Annotated in this window: 25 protein-coding genes, 1 tRNA gene and 1 pseudogene; 12 read left to right on the forward strand and 15 right to left on the reverse strand. The window is 61.7% G+C overall.

From position 1 onward, the window contains the following. Positions 1-248: 248 nt before the first annotated feature. Both clpX and ACVMIM_RS23365 read right to left on the reverse strand, forming a co-directional pair. A complete protein-coding gene (gene clpX, locus ACVMIM_RS23360) occupies positions 249-1,523 on the reverse strand; it encodes an ATP-dependent Clp protease ATP-binding subunit ClpX (RefSeq protein ID WP_040981372.1) in 1,275 nt (424 codons plus the stop codon). Positions 1,524-1,813: 290 nt separating this feature from the next. Next, positions 1,814-2,449: an ATP-dependent Clp protease proteolytic subunit gene (locus tag ACVMIM_RS23365; protein WP_040995492.1), complete on the reverse strand. Its 636-nt coding sequence runs from the start codon at positions 2,447-2,449 to the stop codon at positions 1,814-1,816. 346 nt (positions 2,450-2,795) lie between these two features. Here ACVMIM_RS23365 and ACVMIM_RS23370 point away from each other — a divergent pair, with 346 nt between their 5' ends. Then, positions 2,796-3,383, forward strand: coding sequence for a hypothetical protein (locus ACVMIM_RS23370; protein ID WP_476114819.1), 588 nt, complete (start codon positions 2,796-2,798; stop codon positions 3,381-3,383). Positions 3,384-3,547: 164 nt separating this feature from the next. Here the strand turns inward: ACVMIM_RS23370 and ACVMIM_RS23375 are convergent, their stop codons facing one another. Next, positions 3,548-3,751: a DUF3126 family protein gene (locus ACVMIM_RS23375; RefSeq protein ID WP_040969488.1), complete on the reverse strand. Its 204-nt coding sequence runs from the start codon at positions 3,749-3,751 to the stop codon at positions 3,548-3,550. Between the two features lie 150 nt (positions 3,752-3,901). Beyond that, positions 3,902-4,750 (reverse strand): serine O-acetyltransferase, encoded by an 849-nt coding sequence (gene cysE, locus ACVMIM_RS23380; RefSeq protein WP_040995494.1) that lies wholly within the window; start codon positions 4,748-4,750, stop codon positions 3,902-3,904. 121 nt (positions 4,751-4,871) lie between these two features. Here cysE and ACVMIM_RS23385 point away from each other — a divergent pair, with 121 nt between their 5' ends. Further along, positions 4,872-5,477, forward strand: a complete 606-nt coding sequence (locus tag ACVMIM_RS23385; RefSeq protein WP_476114821.1) for an HD domain-containing protein — start codon at positions 4,872-4,874, stop codon at positions 5,475-5,477. Between the two features lie 163 nt (positions 5,478-5,640). Beyond that, positions 5,641-6,536: pseudogene (speB, locus tag ACVMIM_RS23390) on the forward strand (agmatinase). Positions 6,537-6,556: 20 nt separating this feature from the next. Here speB and ACVMIM_RS23395 read toward each other — a convergent pair. From ACVMIM_RS23395 to ACVMIM_RS23405, 3 genes are all read right to left on the reverse strand, one after another. Next, complete coding sequence (locus ACVMIM_RS23395; RefSeq protein WP_476114822.1) at positions 6,557-7,324, reverse strand: alpha/beta fold hydrolase; 768 nt, start codon at positions 7,322-7,324, stop codon at positions 6,557-6,559. A gap of 14 nt (positions 7,325-7,338) precedes the next feature. Next, complete coding sequence (locus ACVMIM_RS23400; RefSeq protein WP_476114824.1) at positions 7,339-7,833, reverse strand: DUF192 domain-containing protein; 495 nt, start codon at positions 7,831-7,833, stop codon at positions 7,339-7,341. A 115-nt stretch (positions 7,834-7,948) separates the two neighbouring features. Then, positions 7,949-8,542 (reverse strand): cold-shock protein, encoded by a 594-nt coding sequence (locus ACVMIM_RS23405; protein WP_040995498.1) that lies wholly within the window; start codon positions 8,540-8,542, stop codon positions 7,949-7,951. A 260-nt stretch (positions 8,543-8,802) separates the two neighbouring features. Here ACVMIM_RS23405 and gloA point away from each other — a divergent pair, with 260 nt between their 5' ends. Both gloA and ACVMIM_RS23415 read left to right on the forward strand, forming a co-directional pair. Then, positions 8,803-9,243, forward strand: coding sequence for a lactoylglutathione lyase (gloA, locus tag ACVMIM_RS23410; protein WP_040995499.1), 441 nt, complete (start codon positions 8,803-8,805; stop codon positions 9,241-9,243). 121 nt (positions 9,244-9,364) lie between these two features. Then, entirely contained in the window at positions 9,365-9,652 is a 288-nt protein-coding gene (locus ACVMIM_RS23415) for a DUF2218 domain-containing protein (protein ID WP_476117339.1), read from the forward strand. Positions 9,653-9,666: 14 nt separating this feature from the next. On the opposite strand, the gene ACVMIM_RS23420 is transcribed toward ACVMIM_RS23415, so the two are convergent. Together ACVMIM_RS23420 and ilvA are read right to left on the reverse strand one after the other, a co-directional pair. Continuing rightward, positions 9,667-10,227: a DUF1697 domain-containing protein gene (locus ACVMIM_RS23420; protein WP_476114825.1), complete on the reverse strand. Its 561-nt coding sequence runs from the start codon at positions 10,225-10,227 to the stop codon at positions 9,667-9,669. After that, a complete protein-coding gene (ilvA, locus tag ACVMIM_RS23425) occupies positions 10,224-11,480 on the reverse strand; it encodes a threonine ammonia-lyase IlvA (RefSeq protein WP_476114826.1) in 1,257 nt (418 codons plus the stop codon). Before ilvA ends, ACVMIM_RS23420 begins: the two co-directional genes overlap by 4 nt. 274 nt (positions 11,481-11,754) lie before the next feature. Between ilvA and ACVMIM_RS23430 the strand changes: the two genes are divergently transcribed. Together ACVMIM_RS23430 and ACVMIM_RS23435 are read left to right on the forward strand one after the other, a co-directional pair. Further along, positions 11,755-12,789: an alpha/beta hydrolase gene (locus ACVMIM_RS23430; protein WP_278049042.1), complete on the forward strand. Its 1,035-nt coding sequence runs from the start codon at positions 11,755-11,757 to the stop codon at positions 12,787-12,789. Between the two features lie 106 nt (positions 12,790-12,895). After that, entirely contained in the window at positions 12,896-14,056 is a 1,161-nt protein-coding gene (locus ACVMIM_RS23435) for an alpha/beta hydrolase (RefSeq protein ID WP_476114828.1), read from the forward strand. A 12-nt stretch (positions 14,057-14,068) separates the two neighbouring features. Here the strand turns inward: ACVMIM_RS23435 and ade are convergent, their stop codons facing one another. Beyond that, positions 14,069-15,886, reverse strand: a complete 1,818-nt coding sequence (ade, locus tag ACVMIM_RS23440) for an adenine deaminase (protein ID WP_476114829.1) — start codon at positions 15,884-15,886, stop codon at positions 14,069-14,071. Between the two features lie 159 nt (positions 15,887-16,045). Here ade and ACVMIM_RS23445 point away from each other — a divergent pair, with 159 nt between their 5' ends. After that, positions 16,046-16,696 carry an outer membrane protein gene (locus ACVMIM_RS23445; protein WP_476114830.1) on the forward strand — a complete coding sequence of 217 codons (651 nt, stop codon included), beginning with the start codon at positions 16,046-16,048 and terminating at the stop codon, positions 16,694-16,696. A gap of 144 nt (positions 16,697-16,840) precedes the next feature. Here ACVMIM_RS23445 and ACVMIM_RS23450 read toward each other — a convergent pair whose 3' ends face one another. Further along, positions 16,841-17,131: a hypothetical protein gene (locus ACVMIM_RS23450; RefSeq protein WP_476114831.1), complete on the reverse strand. Its 291-nt coding sequence runs from the start codon at positions 17,129-17,131 to the stop codon at positions 16,841-16,843. Positions 17,132-17,357: 226 nt separating this feature from the next. Here ACVMIM_RS23450 and ACVMIM_RS23455 point away from each other — a divergent pair. Beyond that, positions 17,358-17,443, forward strand: a tRNA-Leu gene (locus ACVMIM_RS23455). Positions 17,444-17,842: 399 nt separating this feature from the next. Here the strand turns inward: ACVMIM_RS23455 and ACVMIM_RS23460 are convergent. Next, positions 17,843-18,217, reverse strand: coding sequence for a hypothetical protein (locus ACVMIM_RS23460; RefSeq protein ID WP_476114832.1), 375 nt, complete (start codon positions 18,215-18,217; stop codon positions 17,843-17,845). Positions 18,218-18,567: 350 nt separating this feature from the next. Here ACVMIM_RS23460 and ACVMIM_RS23465 point away from each other — a divergent pair, with 350 nt between their 5' ends. Continuing rightward, positions 18,568-18,963 (forward strand): hypothetical protein, encoded by a 396-nt coding sequence (locus ACVMIM_RS23465; RefSeq protein WP_476114833.1) that lies wholly within the window; start codon positions 18,568-18,570, stop codon positions 18,961-18,963. Between the two features lie 718 nt (positions 18,964-19,681). Here ACVMIM_RS23465 and ACVMIM_RS23470 read toward each other — a convergent pair. Beyond that, the gene (locus ACVMIM_RS23470) at positions 19,682-19,885 is read right to left on the reverse strand and encodes a hypothetical protein (protein ID WP_476114835.1); all 204 of its coding nucleotides are present in this window, start codon (positions 19,883-19,885) and stop codon (positions 19,682-19,684) included. Between the two features lie 325 nt (positions 19,886-20,210). Here ACVMIM_RS23470 and ACVMIM_RS23475 point away from each other — a divergent pair, with 325 nt between their 5' ends. Together ACVMIM_RS23475 and ACVMIM_RS23480 are read left to right on the forward strand one after the other, a co-directional pair. After that, complete coding sequence (locus ACVMIM_RS23475) at positions 20,211-20,435, forward strand: hypothetical protein (RefSeq protein ID WP_476114836.1); 225 nt, start codon at positions 20,211-20,213, stop codon at positions 20,433-20,435. 237 nt (positions 20,436-20,672) lie between these two features. Then, positions 20,673-20,984 carry a hypothetical protein gene (locus tag ACVMIM_RS23480; protein WP_476114837.1) on the forward strand — a complete coding sequence of 104 codons (312 nt, stop codon included), beginning with the start codon at positions 20,673-20,675 and terminating at the stop codon, positions 20,982-20,984. A 347-nt stretch (positions 20,985-21,331) separates the two neighbouring features. Here the strand turns inward: ACVMIM_RS23480 and ACVMIM_RS23485 are convergent, their stop codons facing one another. After that, positions 21,332-22,093 carry a LamG domain-containing protein gene (locus tag ACVMIM_RS23485; RefSeq protein WP_476114838.1) on the reverse strand — a complete coding sequence of 254 codons (762 nt, stop codon included), beginning with the start codon at positions 22,091-22,093 and terminating at the stop codon, positions 21,332-21,334. 22 nt (positions 22,094-22,115) lie between these two features. Next, a complete protein-coding gene (locus ACVMIM_RS23490) occupies positions 22,116-23,930 on the reverse strand; it encodes a hypothetical protein (protein ID WP_476114840.1) in 1,815 nt (604 codons plus the stop codon). Position 23,931: the final 1 nt, after the last annotated feature.

Raw genomic sequence — 23,931 nt, forward strand, 5'->3', positions numbered from 1 at the left:
GCTTATTTAGCCAACCGCGAATCTCATATTAACGACCGAGTGTCGTTCCGCCTACCACCGTTTGTGACGGGAGTTTTACAGCACAGAATTCGGCGCCTCGGCCTTCCGCTGTTAGGTGGATGCATCCGGGGCAAAGATCAAGGGTTAACATGGTCGCTCGAGCCGTTCCACTGTCCGCCTCCCGCCTTTGACAGCAAAACGGCGCCACGCGGGCGCCGTTCCACGGAAATTGACGGGTCAGTGCCATTTCAGGCGCTGACATTGCCCTTCTTTTCCTTCTGCTCGGAATAGATGTAGAGCGGCCGGGCGTTGCCGGACACCACCTCTTCCGAAATCACCACCTCGCGCACGCCTTCCAGCGCCGGCAGTTCGAACATCGTGTCGAGCAGGATTGCTTCCATGATGGAACGCAGGCCGCGCGCGCCGGTCTTGCGCTCGATAGCGCGCTTGGCGATCGCCGACAGCGCGTTCTCGTGGAATGTCAGGTCGACATTCTCCATCTCGAACAGCCGCTGATACTGCTTGACCAGCGCGTTCTTCGGCTCGGTCAGGATCTGGATCAGCGCCGGCTCGTCGAGGTCTTCCAGCGTCGCCAGAACCGGCAGACGGCCGACGAATTCGGGGATCAGGCCGAATTTCAACAGGTCCTCGGGCTCGACCTGGCGGAACAGGTCGCCGGTGCGCCGATCCTCGGGCGAGGCCACGGTCGCGCCGAAGCCGATCGAGGTCTTGCGGCCGCGGTCCGAGATGATCTTGTCCAGACCCGCGAAGGCGCCGCCACAGATGAACAGGATGTTGGCGGTATCGACCTGCAGGAACTCCTGCTGCGGATGCTTGCGGCCGCCCTGCGGCGGCACCGAGGCGACCGTACCTTCCATGATCTTCAGCAGCGCCTGCTGGACGCCCTCGCCCGACACGTCGCGGGTGATCGAGGGATTGTCCGACTTGCGCGAGATCTTGTCGATCTCGTCGATATAGACGATGCCGCGCTGGGCGCGTTCGACATTGTAGTCGGCCGATTGCAACAGCTTCAGGATGATGTTTTCGACGTCCTCGCCGACATAGCCGGCCTCGGTCAGCGTCGTGGCGTCGGCCATGGTGAAGGGCACGTCGATGATGCGGGCGAGCGTCTGGGCGAGCAGCGTCTTGCCGCAGCCGGTCGGGCCGATCAAAAGGATGTTCGACTTCGCCAGCTCGACGTCGTTGTTCTTGCCGGCATGCGCCAGGCGCTTGTAGTGGTTGTGGACCGCCACCGACAGCACCCGCTTGGCGTAGGGCTGGCCTATGACATAGTCGTCGAGGACCTTGAGGATCTCCTGCGGGGTCGGCACGCCCTCGCGCGACTTCACCATCGAGGTCTTGTTCTCCTCGCGGATGATGTCCATGCACAGTTCGACGCATTCGTCGCAGATAAAGACCGTCGGTCCGGCGATCAGCTTGCGGACTTCGTGCTGGCTCTTGCCGCAAAACGAGCAGTAAAGCGTGTTCTTTGAATCACCGCCGCCGTTGCTGACCTTGCTCATTTTTCTGTCCTTTCACCGACGCCCGCCGATCGCCTGGCTTGGAGTGACGTCTCACCAATCTATCGCGGGAATCCGCCACCGCCAGTATCCCGGCTCACACAGCGCATTCCGTACGAAACACAATTCAGAAAACGCGGCAATGATTCGCAGCAACCCCATGCAAAGCTAAGCCGTCGAAAATCAACATAGCCTTAACGTAGGCAATCCCAAAGCCTGAGGGAACAGCCAATTGTGGCCGAAATGCCGCAAGACGCGCCAAAACCGCGTTATGCTGCCATTTGCTGTTGATATCAGGCTGAAACCGTGGCTGCCTCGGCCGCCTCGCGGCTTGAGATGACCTTGTCGATCAGACCAAAGTCCCTGGCCTCGTCCGCGGTCATGAAGTGGTCGCGATCCAGCGTCCTTTCGATCTCGTCATAGCTCTTGCCGGTATGCTTGACATAGACCTCGTTCAGGCGGCGCTTCAGCTTGATGATGTCCTGGGCATGACGTTCGATGTCCGAAGCCTGACCCTGGAAGCCGCCGGACGGCTGGTGGACCATGATCCGGGCGTTCGGCGTGGCGAAACGCATATCCTTGTGGCCGGCGGTCAGGAGCAGCGAACCCATCGAGGCAGCCTGGCCGATGCAGAGCGTCGACACCGCCGGCTTGATGAACTGCATGGTGTCGTAGATCGCCATGCCCGAGGTGACGACGCCGCCCGGCGAATTGATATAGAGATTGATTTCCTTCTTCGGGTTCTCCGCCTCGAGGAACAAAAGCTGTGCACAAACCAGCGTCGCCATCCCGTCCTCGACCGGACCGGTGATGAAGATGATGCGTTCCTTCAGGAGGCGCGAGAAAATGTCATAGGCGCGCTCGCCGCGATTGGTCTGCTCGACCACCATCGGAACGAGGTTCATGTAGGTTTCAACGGGGTTCTTCATGGACTACCCTTGTTGGAGATGGATTCCGGCACCTTGGTACCATCAGCAATCGCGCGGAATCGTTCTGGATCGGTTACGACCTAAATAGGATGCCGGCTCACCCTAGCGCAAGGCCGCCTCTCCTAGCCATCTGGTTAAGTCGAATCAAGCGTTGCAACGACCGGCGAAGCCCAGGCGAATAGGCCTAAGAGACAGGCTCGGTCCGGTTGGCCGAACCGAAGCCATGGCTAGGTAGCAATTCCTTAACCGCGCCGCTTAACGAAAAGCTTCGAAATCGCTGTCCGGCCCCGGACCTTCCGCTACAGTCCTGCGTTGTGAAGGCGCCCTTTTTCAACGGGGGAATGTCATGATCCGCAAAAGCTCCGCATCGCTGGCGGCCGTCGCGATGCTTGCCAGCGTCTGTGAAACCGCCGCAGGCGGTCGCGCGCTCGAATGCTATGAGCCGATCCATAGGCCGGCACTTTACGACACCGTCTACGAGGATGTGATGCTGAGCCCGGGCGGGCAGGTGGTCGATTACGATGCGCCGATCTACGGCACCTATCAAAGCGTGGACCAGATCGCGCCGCCGCGCGTCACCTATGAGACCGTGCCGGCGGTGACGCGCACGGTCTACCACACCGTCAAGGTCGACGACGGCGGCTATGCCTGGGAATGGCGCATCATCCATGGCCGCAAGGTGCTGTGCAAGGTATGGCGCAAGGCTCGCTATGCGCGTGTCGCCGAGACGGTCGTGATCCAGCCGGAGAGCGTCCGGCGCGTCGTTCAGCCGGCCGAGTTTGAAGCGGTTGCCCACGAAGTGCTGGTGCGTCCGCAACAGGTCCGCATCCGGGACATCCCGCCTTCATACGGAACGGTGGCGCGCCGGGTGGTGGTGCGGGAAGGTTCGACAAGCTGGCGGCGGGTGCATATTCCGCGGCATTGCCAGGATTAAAGCATGTCTCCCGAAAGTGGGACCCGGTTTCGGGATAAAGACATGCGTAAAATAAAAACCTAAAGCGCATGGAGCGAACCTGAAAGATCGCGACGCGCTTTAGGCGATAGTCGCCTGCACGGCCGGGCGGCGATATGCGCACGCTCCGGCCGGAACGGGCCTGATCAGGCCAGATCGACGTCGAGGATCGCCATCGAGAAATTATAGTCGCCATCGTCCTCGTCCTTGAAGACGATGCCGAGGAACTCGTCGCCGACATAGACTTCGGCCGAGTCCTCCTTGCGCGGGCGAGCCTTCACCTGCAGCTTGGGATTCTGGAAGACGCGCTTGAAATAGGCGTCCAGCTTTCTGATCTCGTCAGGCTTCAAAAGTCTTCTCCGAAATGTCGGCGTCGTTCGTTGGAACGCGCTTCTGACACGCCAACGATGGCCATGTAAAGGCAAGCGGGCACAATTGCATAGGGCAAAAGCGGCCGGGCCCGGCCGCCGGATTTCGGCGTGTCCCGATGACGGCGGAAGTCAGATGTCGAAGCTGACCACGTGGTCCATGCTCTGAGACGGCAGGAGCTGGTCCATCTGCCGCGAGGGCTGGTCGCAGCCGGTCTCGCCGACGACGCGCGCGGGCACGCCGGCGACCGTCTTGTTGTGCGGCACGGGCGACAGCACGACCGAGCCAGCCGCAATCTTGGAGCAATGGCCGATCTCGATATTGCCGAGGATCTTGGCGCCGGCGCCGATCAGCACGCCGCGGCGGATCTTCGGGTGCCGGTCGCCACTGGCCTTGCCGGTGCCGCCCAGCGTCACCCCATGCAGGATCGAGACATCATCCTCGATGACGGCCGTCTGGCCGACGACCAGGCCCGTGGCATGGTCGAGGAAGATGCCCTTGCCGATGCGGGCGGCCGGATTGATGTCGGTCTGGAACACCGAGGACGAGCGGCTCTGCAGGTAGAGCGCGAAGTCCCGGCGCCCCTGGTTCCACAGCCAATGCGCCAGCCGGTGCGTCTGAATGGCGTGAAAACCCTTGAAATAGAGGACCGGCATGATGAAACGGTCGCAGGCCGGGTCGCGATCGTAATAGGCCTGGATGTCGACGCGAACGGTCGAACTCCACTCCGGATCGTCGTCAAGCATCGCCTTGAAGGTCTGGCGGATGAGATCGGAACCGATATCCTGATGCGCCAGGCGCTCGGCAAGCCGGTGGATCACCGCTTCTTCCAGGCTCTCCTGGTTGAGGATGGTCGAATAGAGGAAGGCCGCAAGCAGCGGATCGCGGTTCACCGCCTCCATCGCCTCGTCGCGGATCGACCGCCAGATCGGGTCGACCGGCTGCACCATGCTGGGGCGGGCAATCGTAACGCTGTTCATCGACGCTCTCCGGCCTTGCTCATTCTCCGGCGGCACATATAGGCCAGATCATAGCACGGTTGAACTCAATTTTCCTTAGTGCTTTGTCAAATGGACCTGGTTCACGCAAATTCAAGCGACGATGGAAAACGAACCCTTGATCGACGAAGCGCTGAAAAGCGAGCTTGCGGCGCTCTATCGGGCTGCGGATCGCCACTATCACGGCCTGGCCCATATCGATGCGATGCTGGCGCTCGCAACCGAATACCGGCGCCTTCTTCATGACCCCGAGGCCGTCGAGGCGGCGATCTGGTTCCACGACGCCATCTATGACAGCCGCGCCAAGGACAATGAGGCAAAAAGCGCCGAACTGGCCGAAAAAAGGCTCGCCGGGCGCGCCAGCCCTCATCGCCTCGCCCGCATAGCGGCGATGATCAACGCCACCGCCACGCACCAGCTGCCGGCTTTCCGCGACGAGGACGCGCTCAAGGATGCTGCTTTTTTGCTCGACATGGATCTGGCAATCCTCGGCGCAGAACCGGCGGTGTTCGATGCCTATGAGAAGGCGGTGCGGCTCGAATATGGCTGGGTGGAGGAACCGATGTGGCGCGCGGGCCGAGCCGCCGTCCTCAAGAATTTCCTCGCCCGGCCGCATATTTTCAACACGCAATTGTTCCGGGATCGGCTCGAGGCGCAGGCCAGAAAGAACCTCGGCCGTTCACTGCAAGCCCTGCAAGACCTGCCCTGATAGGCCCATACTCCCGCCGGGCTTTGCCTCTATGCCCAAATCCGGGACCCTGCGATCACTATCGAATGTGAACCGCTCTGGGATGGCCGTCAGCATGGAAAACAGCTTCCACCAACCCGTCGACGCCGCGCAGGTGCCGCGATTTGCCGGGCTTTCCACCTTCATGCGGCTGCCAGCCGTGCCGAGCGCGAACGGGCTGGACATCGCCCTTGTCGGCATTCCCTGGGATGGCGGCACGACCAACCGGGCCGGCGCCCGCCACGGTCCGCGCGAGATCAGGAACCAGTCGAGCCTGATGCGCCGCGTCCACCACGTTTCGGGGACCGAACCGTTCAGCATCGCCAATGTCGCCGATGTCGGCACGTCTCGGTCAATCCCATCAACCTGCTCGACGGGTTGAAGCGCATCGAGGAGGGCATTGCCGCGATCGTCGCCGAAGGCGCCGTCCCGCTGGTCGCCGGCGGCGACCACCTGACGACGCTGCCGGTGCTGCGCGCGGTGGCCGGCAAGGCACCTGTTGGCATGATCCACTTCGACGCGCATTCCGACACCAACGATCGCTACTTCGGCGACAATCCCTACACTCACGGAACGCCTTTCCGTCGCGCGATCGAGGAAGGGCTGCTCGACCCCAAGCGTGTGGTCCAGATCGGGATCAGAGGCTCGATCTACGAACCGGGCGAGCACGACTGGGCAACGTCCCAGGGCATACGCATCATCTATATGGAAGAGTTCGTCCGGCGCGGCGCCGCTTCCGTCATGCAGGAAGCGCGCGATCTCGTCGGCGGCAGCCCGACCTATGTGACGTTCGACATCGACTGCATCGATCCGTCCATGGCCCCCGGCACCGGCACGCCGGAGCTCGGCGGCTTCACCACGCGCGAGGCGCAGGAGATGGTCCGATTGCTGGGCGGATTGAATTTCGCCGGCGCCGATGTCGTCGAGGTCGCGCCTCCCTTTGACGTCGGCGGCATGACGGCGCTGGCCGGCGCGACGATGATGTTCGAGCTGCTATGCGTCATGGCGAGATCCCTCGCCGACAGGCGAGCGCACAGCTAGAGCGCGCGCGCCGCGCGCTCTCATAGCGGATTTTCGGCGTAGAACTCGAGCACGCGCTGCTTGAAGCTCTTGTCGCCGACGGCGAGCATATGATCGCGTCCCTCGATGTGGAAGGCCCTGGCATTGGGCATCAGGGCGGCAAGCTCGTCCGGCGAGCCGCCGATATCGTCCTTGGTGCCGACGGCGATCAGCGTCGGCTGGGCGATGCGGGCCATGTCGTCCTCACTGAGCAACTCGCGCGACTTTGCGATGCAGGCCGCGAGCGCGCGACGGTCGCTGCGCGTCTGATCGGCGAAGGCGCGGAAGGAACGGCCGCGCGGATGCGTGGTCTGGGACGGATCTTCCGCCAGCAGCGCCGCCGCGATCGGATCCCAATCGCCGACGCCGTCGACCATGCCGATGCCGAGGCCGCCGAAAACCAGCGTGGCGACCTTCTCCGGATTGGAGAGCGCCAGGAAAGCCGAAACGCGCGCGCCCATGGAATAGCCTATCACATGCGCGCGCTTGATGCCGAGATGATCGAGCAGCGCGGCCGCGTCAGACGCCATCTTTTCCGGTGTGTAATCGGCCTCGTCATAGCTCTTCGATGACGAGCCATGACCGCGATGGTCGAAGGCAACGGCCCGGTAGCCGGCATCGTTCAGCGTCTTGAACCAGCCCGGCGAGACCCAGTTGACATAGTGGCTGGAGGCAAAGCCGTGGATCATCAGCACGGGGTCGCCCTGCCCGGAGGCCGGCTGGCGATCGAGATAGGCAAGCTCGAAACCGTCATGCGAAAAGAAATCCATCGGCGGAACTGCTTTCAGTTCGAACCGGCGCTGATGGCCGGATGGCGCAAGAGATCGCCTTCCTTAATGCCGTCCTTGGCGGCCGTGCCTGCTTTCAGTTCAAGCACGAAGCGCACGGGCTGTCCGGGCGAGATGATCGCTTCGGATTCGGGCTCGCCGCGTCTGATGGCTTTGATCCTGCCGTCCTGCCCGATGAAGATCAGGTCGAGCGCCATCGGCGTGTTCTTCATCCAGAAATCCACCTCGGCGGTTCTTTCGAAGACAAACAACATGCCGTGATCGTCGGCCATCGTCCGGCGAAACATCAGGCCTGCCTCCCGCTCCGCAGAGGTGTCGGCAATCTCGATGGAGAAGGAACGTTCGCCCGAACCGGTCGACACCACAAGCGGCGTCCGGTCGATGGGCAGCAGCATCGCATCCGCCGAACTCGGCTTGGCGGCGATGAAACAGGCGGCGAAAACGATCGCGGCGCAGAGCGCGCCCGCAGTCAACCAATTGCGGTGAGCCATGGGATACCTCGTCCAGACCCTCGTCCTAACCCATGATCCGGTGAAGTGGAACCGGGTTTCGGACAAAGACGGTCAGTCCGCGGCGCCGGGGCTGTTCGATGGCGTCGAGAGGCCCTTAATGCGAGACCGACAAGGTACCCATATCGGGGTGGATTTCGGCGGCCATGAGGCCTTTGTCCCCGCGTCCGAAGCGGACGAGTACGACCTGCCCGGGCCGGAGCTCGGTTATGCCATAGCGCCGCAGCGTCTCCATATGGACGAAAATGTCTTCCGTCCCCTCGCCCCGCGTCAGGAAGCCGAAACCCTTGGTGCGGTTGAACCACTTGACCAAGGCCCGCTCGAGGCCGCTCTCGGGGCTCACGGTAACATGGGTGCGCTGTTCCTGCTCGGCCGGGTGGACAGCCGTCGAAGCATCCATGGACAGGACGCGGAAAGCCTGCAGCCCGCGCTCGCCCTGTTTCACGAGGCAGACGACCCGCGCGCCCTCGAGCGCCGTCTGGAAGCCATCCCTTCGAAGACAAGTCACATGGAGGAGGATATCACCCGAGACGCCGTCGTCCGGAAGAATGAAGCCGTAGCCCTTGGCCACGTCGAACCATTTGATAGCGCCGGCGATTTCGACAAGCTCGGCGGGGTCGCCGCCATTGTCCCGCTTCAAGGCGTCGTCAAGGCTTCCGTCCCGCCTCGTAAAAGAGGCTTTTTCCCCCATAAGAATGCCCCCTTTTTCAAACTGAACCGCAACTGATTCTTGCCAAGAGATTAACACTGCGGCTTCCGGGGGTGTGCAAGGGCTGACGTGCCTTTTTTCACCGTTCAGTACCGGAAAGGTTGAAATGTTGTTTGCCGGCGCTTCCCAAAGACGAGCGGCGAAGCCCTAAATCAGCCCTGCCGCCGCAATTGTCGGACGATTGCCCTTTCGCCGGGCGGCCCCTATGTTGCCAGGCAACCCCAACACCCGAGGAAGCCGCCATGCGCTATCTGCACACAATGGTCCGCGTCGCCGACATCGACCAGTCGCTCGATTTCTACTGCAACAAGCTCGGCCTGAAGGAGGTGCGGCGTTACGAAAACGAGCAGGGCCGCTACACGCTGATCTTCCTCGCCGCGCCCGAAGACGAGCAGAGCGGCATCAATGAGAAGGCGCCGCTGATCGAGCTGACCTACAATTGGGACCCGGAGGACTATAAGGGCGGCCGCAATTTCGGCCACCTCGCCTATGAGGTCGACGACATCTACGCCACCTGCCAGAAGCTGATGGACAATGGCGTGACCATCAATCGTCCGCCGCGCGACGGGAACATGGCCTTCATCCGCTCGCCGGACGGCATCTCGATCGAGCTGCTGCAGAAAGGTCCCGCGAAGGCGAAGGCCGAACCCTGGGCCTCGATGCCGAACACAGGCGTCTGGTAAGCCGGCGCTCCAACGCCGATTTGACCGGCCGCCGCTGGCGTTTCGCCAGATGCTGCCTATCTATCCGCCATGGCGCCAGCCTTATCCAGGCTGGCGTTTCTTCATCCGCCAGGAGAATTTCATGCCGACAAGCCGCGCCGATGTCGCCACCGAGCACGCAAGCCGCTATCTGCAGCAGCTCTGCAAGCACTGGTCGCACAAATTCCCGGTCGAGTTTGACCCGCAGCACGGCGCCATCCAGCTCTCGATCGGCCGCACCGTGATGGATGCCGACGACCAGGCGCTGCACATTGCGTTAGCCGCCGACGATGGAGCTTCGCTGGAGCGGCTGGAAAGCGTGGTCGCCGACCACATCAAGCGCTTCGCCTTCCGCGAGGAATTGAGCTTCGACTGGCAGAAGGCCGCTTAAAGTTGCGGTAGCCATCAGCCGCCGGCCTTGCCGGCCATGTCGAGCAGCGCCAGCACGCTGCGCCAGTTGCGCGCCGTGCCCGGCACCTTGAGCGTGCGCGGAATGAGGTTGGCGAACACCGATTTGCCGAGCCCGTCGGGCGCGTGAAGATAAAGCACGTCGCCCTTGATCTCGAAACGCTCGGGCCCGGTGCATTTGTCGGCCAGCCGCTTCGTCTCCTCGGCGGTCGGCTCGCGCTCCAGCGTGTAGGCATGCAGCTTGGTCGGCTCGCCGGCGACCTCGGGATAGGGATTGTTCTTCACCAGCCGCTCGAACCAGCCGGCATCGCGTACCATGATGCGCGAGTTGAAGCCCCATTTCTTCTCGAAGGCTGTCTCGAGTTCCTTGGTCAGCGCCGCCGCGTCCTCCGTCTTCGCCCGGAACACGACATTGCCGCTTTGCACATAGGTCGCGACATCGCTGAAGCCGAGGCCTTCGAAGAAGGCCTTGAGCTCCGCCATTTTGACGATGCGGTTGCCGCCGACATTGATGCCGGAAAACAGCGCCACGAAAACCGTGCTTTGTTTCGCGCTCATATGATGAATCCCGCCAGCGTCTCGTTGTCGGTGATGTCCTGATATTGCACGCCCTCGGCGTCGAAATTGGCCTTCAGCAGGTCGAAATTGCGCCGGTCCTTGGTCTCGATGCCGATCAGCACCGAGCCGAAATTGCGCGCCGACTTCTTCAGATATTCGAAGCGGGCGATGTCGTCGTCGGGGCCGAGCATTTCGAGGAAATCGCGCAACGCGCCGGGCCGCTGCGGAAAGCGGATGATGAAGTATTTCTTCAGCCCCTCGAAGCGCAGCGCCCGCTCCTTCACGTCCGGCAGCCGCTCGAAGTCGAAATTGCCGCCCGAGACGACGGCGACGATGGTCTTGCCCCTGATCTCCTTGCGCGAAAAATCCTTGAGCGCGTCGATCGCCAGCGCGCCGGCCGGCTCCAGCACGACGCCCTCGACATTGAGCATTTCGATCATGGTGGCGCAGAGGCGGTTTTCCGGAACCAGCCGCACGGTGTCGGCGGTGAAGTCCTTGAGATGGCGCAGCGGCTCGCGGCCGATCTCGGCCACAGCGGCGCCGTCGACGAAATTATCGACCTTGGTGAGCTTGACGCGCTTGCCGCTGGCAAGGCTCTCAGCGAGGCTCGGCGCGCCAGCCGGCTCGCAGAACACGAAACGCGGGTCGCGGTGCTGTTCGTCGAAATAGTGCGTGACGCCGGCGGCAAGGCCGCCGCCGCCCACCGGCAGCATGACGATGTCGGGCACGCGCCCTCCCGGCATCTGCGCCGCGATCTCGTAGGCGACCGTCGCCTGGCCCTCGATGATGTCCTTGTGATCGAAGGGCGGCACCATATGCGCTCCGGTGCTCTCGGTGAATTCGAAGGCGGCGCGGTAGCAATCGTCGAAAAAGTCGCCGACCAGCCTGATCTCGACGAAATCGCCGCCGAACAGCCGCGTCTTGTCGATCTTCTGCTGCGGCGTCGTCACCGGCATGAACACGACGCCCTTCTGGCCGAAATGGCGGCAGACGAAGGCGAAGCCCTGCGCGTGGTTGCCAGCGGAGGCGCAGACGAACAGCTCGGCATTGTTGCCTGCGGCGAGCGCCTTGCGGAAGAAGTTGAAGGCGCCCCTGATCTTGTAGGAACGCACCGGCGTCAGATCCTCGCGCTTCAAAAGCACGCGGGCGCCGGTCTTCTTCGACAGATAGTCATTCTCCTGCAGCGGCGTTTCCGGAAAGATGCCGCGGATCGCTTCGGCGGCCGCGGCAACGCGAGAAGAGAAGCTGTTCACAGAAGTCCCTCATTGGATCTCGGCGGCACACGCCAGGACAGCCATCGCTCGTGCCAGCAAACCTTCCTGCCGCCCTTTTGGCTTGCGCGCAACACCATGATGGCTGTCGCCCATCGTCGAACGATTTTCGCTGGACACGACTTACTTTGGCCGCACTTCGCCTGTGGGGGAGATTTTCGCGGAGGTGGACGGCCAATTGTGGCCGCGGTGGAATTGCAGTGGAAGTGTCGACGTGCGGTTGAAGACAATTCTGATTATCGCCCTTGGCCTGCTGATGGCGGGCTGCGCAGGCCACCAGACGCAAGAAATCCTGGGCAGCGTCGTCGTGCCGACGCAGGCGACCGAGATCGCCGGCAACCATTCGATCTTCATCGCCACCACGCGGAAGCGGTCCGACGACCCGAACAAGGTCTTCGACGGCGAACGCTCCGCGACGCTCAACTACGCCCGCGTCAACGTCACCGTTCCCCCCATTCATCAGACCGGCCAGATCGAGCGCCGTTCACGCGGCAAGTCGAATGACCCGACGAAGTATTTCATGGCCTCGGAAGTCGTCGGCTACGACACGCAGCCGAAATTCGCCAGCGCCCTCAACGCCGACATCGACGCGCGCGGCGGACGTGTGATGGTCTTCGTCCATGGCTACAATACCGGCTTCGACGATGCCGTTTACCGGCTGACCCAGATCGTCCATGATTCCGGCTATCCGGGCACGCCGGTGCTGTTCTCCTGGGCTTCCGGCGCCAAGACCACCGACTATGTCTATGACAAGGAGAGTGCCGCAGCCGCCCGCGACCAGCTGGAAGTGACGCTCAGGATGCTCGCGCAGACCGGCGCCCGACGCATCGACATCGTCGCCCATTCGATGGGAACCTGGGTGACGATGGAAACCCTGCGCCAGCTCGCCATCACCGGCGACCGCGATCTCGGCGGCAAGCTCGGCGATGTGGTGCTCGCCTCGCCAGACATTGATGTCGACGTCTTCAAGAGCCAGATGCGCCGCTACGGCAAGCCGGACAAGCCCTTCATCCTGCTCCTGTCGGACGACGACCGGGCCTTGCGGCTCTCCGGCCTGATCGCCGGCTCGCGGCCGCGCGTCGGCGACTATCGCGACGCTGCCGACCTCGCCTCCTACGGCGTCACGGTCGTCGACCTTTCCAAGATCAAGGGCAATGACAGCTTCAACCACACCAAATTCGCCGATAATCCGATGATGGTGCAGATGATCGGACAGCGGCTTCGCGAGGACGACGGCTTCGCCAGCGACCGCGACGTAACTGACCGCATCCGCCAGTTGGCTGCGCAGTAACCCTATCCGCGCGGTTTGCACGTCGCCTTGAATTTGAACTGGACCCGGCAGCCCTCTGGCTTTATCGGAAGGACAGGAGAGGTTTGCCACCCTTGGGGGACCCCGGGTGACCGTGCATGTGAAGATCGTCGTCGGCCTTGCCTTCGCGCTCGCCCTCGCCGGCTGCGCCGGTCCCACGCACGATCTGCTCAACCGCAAGGCGGTCACGGCGCCTGCCTCCGACATTGCCGCCAGGCACGAGATCTTCGTCGCCACGACCCGCCAGCCGGCAACCAAGGATCCGCGCCAGGTGTTCGACGGCGACCGTTCGCTGACCACCAGCTACGCCCGTGTCGACGTCACCGTGCCGAAGATCCATCAGGTCGGCGCGATCGAGCGCGCCAAGGGGTCAGCCGACTCCAACCCGGCCAAGCAGTTCACCGCCACCGATGTCGTGCACTATGGCGACGCGCAGCAATTCGCCAAAGCAGTCGGCGCCGACATTTCCATGCGCGGCGACCGCGCTTTGGTGTTCGTTCACGGCTTCAACAACGGTTTCGATGACGGCATCTACCGCATCACGCAGATAGCGCATGACACCAAATATCCCGGAACGCCGGTGCTGTTCTCATGGGCATCGAGCGCCAAGGCGACCGGCTACATCTACGACAAGGACAGCTCGACCGCCGCGCGCGACGACCTCGAGGCGACGCTGCGGATGCTCGCCAAGACGCACGTCAAGAGCATCGACATCATCGCCCATTCGATGGGCACCTGGCTGACGATGGAAGCTTTGCGCCAGCTCGCCATCACCGGCGACCGCGATCTCGGCGGCAAGCTCGGCTACGTCATCCTCGCCTCGCCCGACATCGACGTCGATGTCTTCAAGAAGCAGATGATCCGCTACGGCAAGCCCGACAAGCCCTTCGCCATCTTGCTTTCGGGCGACGATCGGGCGCTCAAGCTGTCGAGCTTCATTTCCGGCGACAAGCCGCGCGTCGGCGATTACGGCAACGCCGCAGATCTCGCCAATTACGGCGTGACGGTCGTCGACCTGACCCAGACCAAGGGCGGCGACCGCCTGAACCATGCCAAATTCGCCGATAACCCGATTCTGGTGCAACTGCTGGGCAACCGGCTGCGCACGCCGGCCGGACTTGCCTCGGACGAGCCCGACCCGGCGCAGCTCAACGATATCGGCCAGGGGCTCGGCAAGGCAGTCGGCTCGGTCGCCGAGGTCGTCATCACCACGCCGTTCAAGGTGTTGACCATCGCGACTGGTGGATAGCTGGCGAACGCCTCAGATAAAAAGATCGACCTTCTGGAACGTCGTCACGTCGACAAGACCGACATCCGATATCCTGAGTTCCGGAATGACCACCAGCGCCAGCAGCGAGTGCTGCATATAGGCGTTGTTGAGTGAGCAGCCGACCTTGCGCATGGCCTCGGTCAGTTGCTCGGCCTTCGCCGCGACGATCTCGGCGCGTTCGTCGGACATCAGCCCTGCGATCGGCATCTCGACCAGCGCCAACTCCTTGCCCTTGGAATAAAGAACGACGCCGCCGCCCACCTCGCTCAATCGGTTGACGGCCAAGGCCATGTCTTCCTTGTTGGTGCCGACGACGATGATGTGGTGCGCGTCATGCGCGACGCTGGACGCCATCGCGCAATCCTCCACATAGCCGAAACCGGAAACGAAGGCGTTGGTGACCCCGCCCGTGCCGCGATGGCGCTCGACTAGGGCGATCTGGCAGATGTCGTTGCGCCGATCCATGGCGACCAACCCGTCCTCGACGGCGAGATCGGCCTCGAGGGCCCGCGTCGGCGCCTGGTTCTCGATCACGCCGATCACCCGTGCCCGCACCTCGTTGGCGCCCTGAGGCGCAAGAATGTCGAAGTCCTTCGCGGCAATCCTCTTGCCCAGCTTGACGGTGTTCTTTGCGGATTGCGGATAATCATAGGCCGCGATGTCGATCTCGAGCTTGCCGGCCTTGGCCAGCCGGACGCCGCGGCCATAGACCTCGTCTATGGTCATCTGGGCAAGGTCCGAAACGATCAGGAGATCGGCCAACCGTCCGGGCGCGATCGAGCCGATCTCGCGCTCCAGCCTGAAATGCTGCGCGGTGTTGAGCGTCGCCATCTGGATCGCCGTTATTGGCTTCAGCCCCTGGCTGATGGCGTGCCGCACCACGCGATCCATATGGCCTTCATGCACCAGCGTGCCGGAATGGCTGTCATCGGTGCACAGGACGAAGTTGCGCGGGTCGATGCCGCTTTCGGTCACCGCCTTGATCTGCGCCGCGACGTCGTACCAGGCCGATCCCAGCCTCAGCATCGCCTTCATGCCCTGACGCACCCGCGCGATCGCATCCTCCGCGCGCGTGCCCTCATGGTCGTCCTCCGCCCCGCCGGCGGCATAACCATGGAACGGCAGGCCGAGATCGGGCGACGCATAATGCCCGCCGACCGTTTTGCCGGCCCTGACCGTTTCGGCGATCTCGCCCGACATGACCGGATCGTTGGCGGCGACACCCGGGAAATTCATCACTTCGCCCAGCCCGATGATGTTTTCCCAGCTCATCGCGTCGGCCACGTCGGCAACCGTCAGTTCGGCGCCGGCGTGTTCGAGCCCCGGCGCCGAGGGCACGCAGGACGGCATCTGCACATGCACGTTGATCGGCATCGCGACCGCCTCGTCATGCATCAGGCGTACGCCCGGCAATCCAAGCACATTGGCGATCTCGTGCGGATCGATGAACATCGAGGTCGTGCCATGCGGGATGACCGCGCGGCAGAACTCCGTCACCGTCACCATGCCGCTCTCGACATGCATGTGCGCGTCGCAAAGGCCGGGCACCAGATAGCGCCCGCCGGCATCGACGACCTCGGTCCCCTGCCCGACGGCATGGTCGGCATTCGGCCCGCAATAGGCGAAGCGGCCGGCGGCAACAGCGATATCGGTGCCGGGGATGATCTCGCCCGAATGGACATTCACCCAGCGGCCATTGCGGATGACCAGATCCGCGGGCTTTCGGCCCATCGCGACATCGACCAGATGTGTCGCCACTTCGGTCCACGGCTTCGGTTTTGCGGCGCTGGTCGGCTTGGTGTTCGTCATTGGCTGAGTCCTCTGCGTGGGCCAGTTTGGCAAATGTCGGCGCCCGGAGCCAGAGTGTCAGGTCGTAAACCACTGTTGCAGAGATACAATTCCGTTTGGCGATGAATGGCGCTAGTTTGCGCACAGGAGTCTTTCGAAACCGCCATTTCGGAGCGCCCGATGCGTCGACTGACGCTCGCCAGTGCCGGTCTTCTTGCCCTGCTGTCCGGCTCTGCCTGGGCGGCGGATCTAGGTACTGATCTGCCGATGACCGCGCCCGGTTTCGACTGGACCGGCTACTATGCCGGCATGCAGGCCGGTTATGGTTGGGGACGGTCCGATATCACCGTCGATGGCGGGTCGGTGAAGCCCGACATCGACGGCGGTTTCGTCGGCGGCCATGTTGCGGGGCTCTGGCAGTTCGACCAGGCCGTGATCGGCGCCGAGGCCGATCTCAACTACGCCTCGATCGACGGCACCGCAGGCCCCGCAAACACGTTCGGCACCGACGTCAAGTGGTTTGGATCGATCAATGCCAAGGCCGGCTACGCCATGGACCGCGTGCTGATTTATGGCATCGGCGGCGTCGCTTTTGCCGGCATCGAGACCTCGCAGGCGGCAGGCACCGCCTTTGCCCAAGCCCGCACCAGCACCGGCTGGACCCTCGGCGCCGGCGTCGACTATGCCTTGACCAACAATGTCGTCGTCGGCGCACAATACCGCTACTACGATTTCGGCAAGGAGCATTTCGACGCTTCGGACACCTTCACCGAGCGTGACCAGGACGTGAAGCTGCAGACGCTAGGCGTGAATTTCAGCTATAAATTCTGAGGCTTGCAGCGTCGGATGATCCGGAAGATCTCTCGCGCATCATCTCTCGGAAATTCAGATGGCCGGCGCCCGCAGGGGGCGGGGGAATGGGTAGGGGCCTGATGGACGCCGGCCTCGACGGATCGATCCGCCGCGTCGCGAAACCTAACGATCCTTCAACAGACCGTAATTCCGTGATCGCGCCACTTTCCAACTGCCCTGCCCCGCCGTGGCGGATGTGGCGGACAGGCTTGACTGAAACACTTGCGACCGGCCGGTCAGAATCGGTCCGAAGCCCTCTTTCCTTCGGGCATGGCGTCGAGGCACTCCTCCAGCCTTCGCAGCCGGGCCCTTTCGCCAGCGCAGCGTGTGCGCGACCTCATGCAGGTTCCATTTTGCCTTCGAGTTGGCGGCTTCGATCAGACCTCGCTCGAGCCCATCGATCTCGCTGCGCAACTGCCGCGCCTCGCTTCCCGCTGCCCTCTGATCCAGCCTGCCTATGCATGGTTCCACCGTAAAGGCCCGCCCGTGCTCGCAGACAAACGCTAATGAGATCGATTTCGAGAGCTTGGAATTTTAAATATCACTAATATTAATCTACGTGATGGCCGCGCGCGCAAACTGCGGACGATCGGAAACATCGCTTGACGGCTCATATCAGGCATCTGAAAAGGGCACGCCTGCGGACGTGGCGGAATTGGTAGACGCAAGGGACTTAAAATCCCTCGATCTCTGATCGTACGGGTTCGATTCCCGTCGTCCGCACCACGTTGAAATCGCTAGGAATATTCCTTTTCTACAAACGTACTGGCTACCCTGGAAAAACCGACGTGGGTAGCCGTGCGGGTAGCCGGAACACAAAAGCGGGGGCAGAAATGATCAAGGTGATGGGTCTCGTCGGACTAGCCGCTGGCCTGGCGGGTTGTTCGAATAGCGAGCCTCGATACCAAGTCTCAGAGGGTGCGATCGCCGCCTATATGAATCCTGGCCAGTCGCAGCCGACAACCGTGATGGTTGACCGACAGACTGCCCAAACGTGGTATCTGGTCCGCACAGCCACTGGCGAGGTAACTTGGCTTGCTCTTGGCGAGCCCATGATGCTGAAAAAATAGGCCCGGGAGCCGAAGCCGCCGGGCCTTTCTCATCGACGACAAGGCGATCGACATCTTACCCCTTCGGGTAAGCAGCCTTGCGCAGAATATCACGGGCTTGGACCTTTGCCCTTTGGTCCTGCTCAAGAAGCTGAACGAAACTTTCTTGGAAATCGTCGCTCGCGAGAATTTCCACGAGTTTCGGCCGCATGGCGCGAACGTCGCCTGGATGTCGGGCGAGATGGTCCGTCAGAAGCAATACCAACTCCACCATGTCTTCGCGCCCGCTTTCTTGCGCCAGGTCGAGAAGCCGCCCGGTCGCCTTCTTGAGAAGACTTGACGCTCGCTGACCCCGGTACTGGTCGGCGTGGTCGTTGAAGGTCATGTCTCTCAACCTTTTCCTTTTTGCTGCCCCCGCCATTTCTGTCGTTCCTCCTTGGAAATTCATCATTGTCCTAGCATCCTCCGCCGTGAAGCGTTGTCCACCCTTATCAGGACGAAGCCAACATCCTGGTTCACCTCGACGCGGTAGAGGTCGCCATGAAGGTGCTCCATCTTGTCGGCGATGACGTTCGCCAAGACCGCAACTTAACAACCAGAACCAGATTCTACAGACGGTCAACCCGTACAACCCCGCCTCGGACGACACCAGGATCAAAGGCGATGGCGCTAGGTCGGCCGCAGTGGTTCAGAAATACAAGCAGGGACCCGGCCCCGCCGGTTCATCCAGTAGCGCGGCTTCCCAAGTTTCAGCGCTTCCTCCACCACCGCCGCCGGGAGGCTGATGCTTAAAGCTCAGCGATGGCAAAGGACGATTTCCAGGCAAACTGGCGTGGTGCCCGCAAATACCAATTTGATGAGGAAACCCGTCGAAAGCAGGCCGCGCTGGATCGGAAGTATCCCGATCCGCCTGCAACGGACGAAACAAGGACGGGTCCTTGGTCACGGCCTGGCCGGATCGAGTGGCCGCCTGCTATCGAGTTGCCGCCTGTCCCTGAGGAGCCGCTCGTTCAGCGCAAATCAAAGCGACAGCGGCGCGTCATGGTCAACCTCCTCATCGCGACAATCGCCTTAGTCACTGGCTACGTCATGCCGCTGCTTTTCGATCGCCCACAGACGCCGAACCCCCAGGGTCAGAGCGGCATGTCAGAGTTGCCATCGACGGCGCCCATTCCGAAGAGACGGCCCGACAAATAGTTACGGACAAGGCGTCCAGCCCTTCCACTGCTCTGGCGTCATGGCGTGGTTGGTGAATTGCAAGTTCCGGTCGTCGCGGCCGGCGGCACGGCACTCGTGAAGCATAATCGTCTATGCAATTGCCATCGGCGGCCGAGAGGTCCATGGTTAACGCTGTCCGGGTTGCCACCCCATTTTGGACCCGGATCACCTGGGCCCGGCGGCTCAACGCCACTTCCCCCCGAAGCTAAGCTTGTCGCCGGGCCATTTGCCGCGCGAGGGGGAAGTCGTGGGCAAACAGGCCGACGAGAGAACGTTTACGCACGTAAGATCACGATCCTTCGTTCGCATGAGGGTGCGCTTCGGCGAGTTTTGATATGACTCAGGCGCCTGTGTGGGTTCTCCCTCAAGTGCCCCATGGGTCGGCCCGGCGGCGCCCTGAACAACAGCCCGCCGGGCGGCTAGATCCTCACGGGCTGAACGTCGTCGGGTCGGCGCAACCTTCTGGCGCTAAGTACGTTGAAGGCCCGGCTGATTGTCATGTGCTGGGGAGTTTCAATGGACAGAGTTGGTAACGGCGGCAATGGTTTTGAGGCGTTCATGGTCTTCATGATTGGCCTTGCTACGATAGCGGCGGGCATCTCGATCTACTTCACCGGAATGCACTGATAGCGCGACGGCACGGTCGTGACGCGCGACGGTTGATGGACTTCGGCAGGCTTCCTTAGTACAAGGAAAATCACCACCTCATGCGTTGAGTTGTTGGGCGATGCTTCTCCACGAGCACATCAGCATGGCGCGACGCCACGTTCAGGACGGCGAACGGCATATCGCCCGTCAGCACGAACGAATAGTGCGACTGCGATCCAGAAATCTTCCGACGGCGGACGCTCTGAAGTTTTTGGAATTGCCGGAACAAGTTCACGCCTTTCAGCGGCAACACCTATCACGACTCGTATCGAAATCGGACCTGCCAGGACCCGCACATTCGGCAGAGCCGACGGAGGGTCCGACCGACGACGTGATCTCGATTTCTGATCCGATCCTCCGGCTTGCGCTAGCGCTTCAGAACGAAATCAGATTGAAGCGGTTGAAAGCTCCTCCGAAGAGCAAGCTGCACTAGCTGCCCGATTCATCCCGCGCGCGGCCGGGCCGTTCGGTAAGTTCGCTGTCGCGCGTGGCTGCGACTTAAAGCCTCTTGCGCCGCGCTCTGAAAATAGGAATTCTGTCCTCGGATGGGGCGATCACCACAAAAAGAGGCGGTCGCAATGGTTCGACGGAACAAGGCAAAGCAGCTTTCAGAGGTCGAGATAGAGCGTTTCCTGGAGGCGGCAGGCGCGCTCCATAGAAGCATCGTTGATCCGCTGATTTCGACGCAATGCGCCCATTACCGGGCCATGGGCGATCTGCATGAAGCTCTGTTGAAGGCGGTGAAGGAAATCACCGGGAAGGATGCGGAGTTCATCCGCTGGTTTGGGGCGGGATCGAAATAGGTTGGCGTCGCTTGCCAAAGCCTTACGCGATCACGCCATGTCGATCGTAGATATTTTAGCTAAGCTGCATATGCGGCGGACCACGGTTCGCCAGGCCGGCGCGGGCTCAGGCAATCTCCCCAAAGAGGCGCCCGCCACCCTTAGCCCGTCGCTAGGTGTGGGGGCACACCTGCGGCGGGCTATCGGCGAATATTAGCAACCGCTTGACGAAGCCACCAGCCGCGCCAGAGTCATGGCATGGCTAAGGAGAACATCAAGGTAGGCGACACGGTTGCGATCACGGCAACGATCCGCAAGCGCGTCACAGAAGACAGGGTTGCCGTATTAATCCCCACCTACCATCATCCGCATTCGATCGTGGACACGTCGCCGAACATCAGCAGTGGGCAGAAGATCGAGCTGACTGGCGAAGTCCTGCGGGTCGATGAAGATACGGTGACGGTCGGCGGCAAGGATCTAGGCATCACCGTCAAGCGGTCTGCGGTGAAGCTCGTCACCAGCTATGTGCCGCCGAAGCGGAAGACGCCGCTCATCGACAAGGCGACCTAAGGAAAGCCCGCGCTTCCTCGGAAACGCGGGCCAATGGGGCGAGCCACTTTCCTTGGCCTAATTGCCGGCAGATAACCCGCTTTCCAGGCAGGGCTATTTTCCGTGACTTCCGATGCCCGTCAAGCGAGGGGGATTCACAGACTCGCTGTTTCGATCTATGGTTGCTCTGGAAGAAATCGCAGGTGGCAACCATGGATCGCGCTTTCGATGACATCGCAGCAGCCCTGAGAGCCCCCGCCAGCGCGTTTGCCGGCTCGCTATGTGGCCTTGGCGATACGCTTGGCCGAAAGCCTCTGCACCGGCCTTGCAATAGGCGTGGGCATCGCTGTCGTCCACGCCGTCGCGGGTTAGCTTCTCGGGAAAGCTGCTGTCGGCACGGGGATCGAGCCGTCCGTATCATAGCGACAATAGCCCTTGGCTATACGAACTTCATCGAGGTTGCCGTTGAGGACGGACGAGCCACCAAGGCCTCGCCCGATTTCGAAGGCGCCGGTCGAGTTGAAGAAGGAACTGTTGGCAGGCGTGGCGCTCGCATCCAGAGTTCCATTAACCCAGAGACGGATTTTGCCGGCCGAGTTCTTGGTGATGGCGATGAAGTGCCATGTGTCTAACGCCATAGGCGTGCCGCCATTGCCGATCGTCGTTATGGCCCCGCCCGCTGCGCCGGTCGAAGAAAAATTGAAAGAGATATTTGATACCAGCGCTGTGAACGTCGAATTGATGTACCAGGAGATGTTGCCGGCGGCCGGCGATTGGCTCATGATGTACTGGTTGGAAACGTTGGCGTGGGGCCTGATCCAAAACTCGATGGTGAACAGATCGGAGTTTGCCGCAGAGAGTCGCCAATCGAGACTGTCAGACCACGACCAATAATCCCCGGCCCCATCAAACAGACCTGATGAAGAGCCAAACTTGAACTGCGCCGTGCTGATCTGCGCGTTGCCGTTGGCCGTACCGCTGCCGTGCGCTGCTGAACTTAGATCGGTAAGGGTCGTTGACCCGTTTGCGCCTTCGAAGCCGAGCAGCAGGACGACGTTGGAGAATGGTATTTCCTGCGCGCCACCGCCCGCACTTGCGTTATTGAAAAACGAGCCTGTCGAACACAGCATTTCCGATCTCCTTTGGGTCTCTCTATTGGTCAGTCATGTCGCCGGCCGAGGAGATCGATGCATCGACAGCGAAGCTGCCATCCGTCAGCGCTCGCTTGAAGATGATTTGGCCAGAGCGCTCGAAAATGGCGATGGAGTATGGGTCGCAAGTGGCCCTAGCTACGTCCCTCGCCCCAGCGGTGATGTCGATAACCGCCCCATCGATCACATCGTCGATGTTGATCGTTTCAACTTCCGACTGATCGAATCCCCCACCATGGACCATGAGGTCCGTCAGGAAGTCAGAAAGCAGACGATGCTCTCCGTCGCTGGCAATGATGCGCAGCCGGACAGGCTTTCCCGTGGCGCCAACCGTCAGTACCGTGTCGGTCTGGCCATCATAGACGAAGGCGCTTACGGCACTGTTCGCTCCCGATATCTGCCGGGTTGCGCCGGTCTTCAGGTCGGTGAAATATGACACTCCGCCAGTGGTGAAATACAGTTCGTCGGTGAGGCGCTGGAGGTCAGGATCGCCCAGATCCCGAGTAGCGTAATCCTCGATCTGGTAGGGAACCGTCTTCGTATATTCCAGTGCACCGGTTGTCCCGTTGACACGGCTCACGGTGGCCGCGTCTGTCCAGACCACCAGGTCGCCATCATCGTCGTAGACGGCATAGCGTAGGTCATCGCTGAAGGAAGAAAGCACCGAGGTAAGCTTGATGACGCCCGTGCCGGTGAGCGTCACCTTTACCAGGTCGCCATCGGCGCAGAGGTACACATCAGCTTCGCTGCCCCGGTTTTCTCCCGGCGTGACGCATTGAAGGCTCGCATAGCCGCTCCATGACGCGGTTGATTGATACGTGCGAGTGACGCTGTCATCGGTGCCGATGAGATAGACGAAGATTTGCTGGTTCCCTGCAAAGCCGAGGACAAGCGCGCCGCCGCTGACATCGAGAAGACAACCGCCGCCCATGGTCGAACTGGCTGCCGCGTCACTAGAACTGCCAACCAGTGCCCCGGTCGAGCCGTCCAGGAGGACGGGGAGCCATCCGCCGGAGCCGGTGAACGAGCCGAGATAGAACAGCCTATCGAGGGTTCGGCTGTATCGGAGGAGCCCGTAATAGTTGAATGCGTCGGCCGGGAGGAAAAAGTCGAAATACTGACGTGTCGCCGGGATCGAATAAAGGAAGATCGAACTGTTCCATTCGAGGCCATAGAGTTTGCTCTGGTCCCAGACAGGAACGATGTCACCGAAGGAAATGCCGCCGGCCGAATAGGTGGTGAACGTGTCGTAATCGTGGGTGGTGGCCCCGTTCTCAATCCACTCCGCCTCGAAGACAGGCGGCGCGCCAATGCCCTGGATGTCGAAGTCGACTAGAACGATATCGAGATAGCCACGATGGGCGGAGACGTTGTTCGTTCCCTCTTCCCTGGTCATGGTCGGGTCGCGCGGCTGGCTGCTGCGGCCGTCATAGGCGCGGAATTTCAGGCCCTTTGCCCTGTAGCCCTGGCTAGCATCATAGATCAGCTTGCCGTTGGAATAGAGCTTCCTCAGCGTCCATGTCGAATTTGGAACCAGCGGCCGAGCAAATCGAAGCCGACACGACATGAAGCTTGTCGTGGTGGTGATGGTGTCCCACCACTCCGTATGCGTAGAGGTCACTGTAGCTATAGGTGGAACCCAGATATACGCGGCCGGCAGCCGGCATTTTCCCCACACGACTGGGATCGTCTGTCCGTAGGCAGATGTCGGCAGCGTCGTCTGGATCGCCGACGCCTCGGGAACGGTGGGCGCAGTCGGCGGTGTTCCCCATCCGCCCCATGAGCCGAGCTGGCCGCGATCGCGAAGACCCGTCATT

It is taken from the genome of Mesorhizobium sp. USDA 4413 (assembly GCF_056280365.1).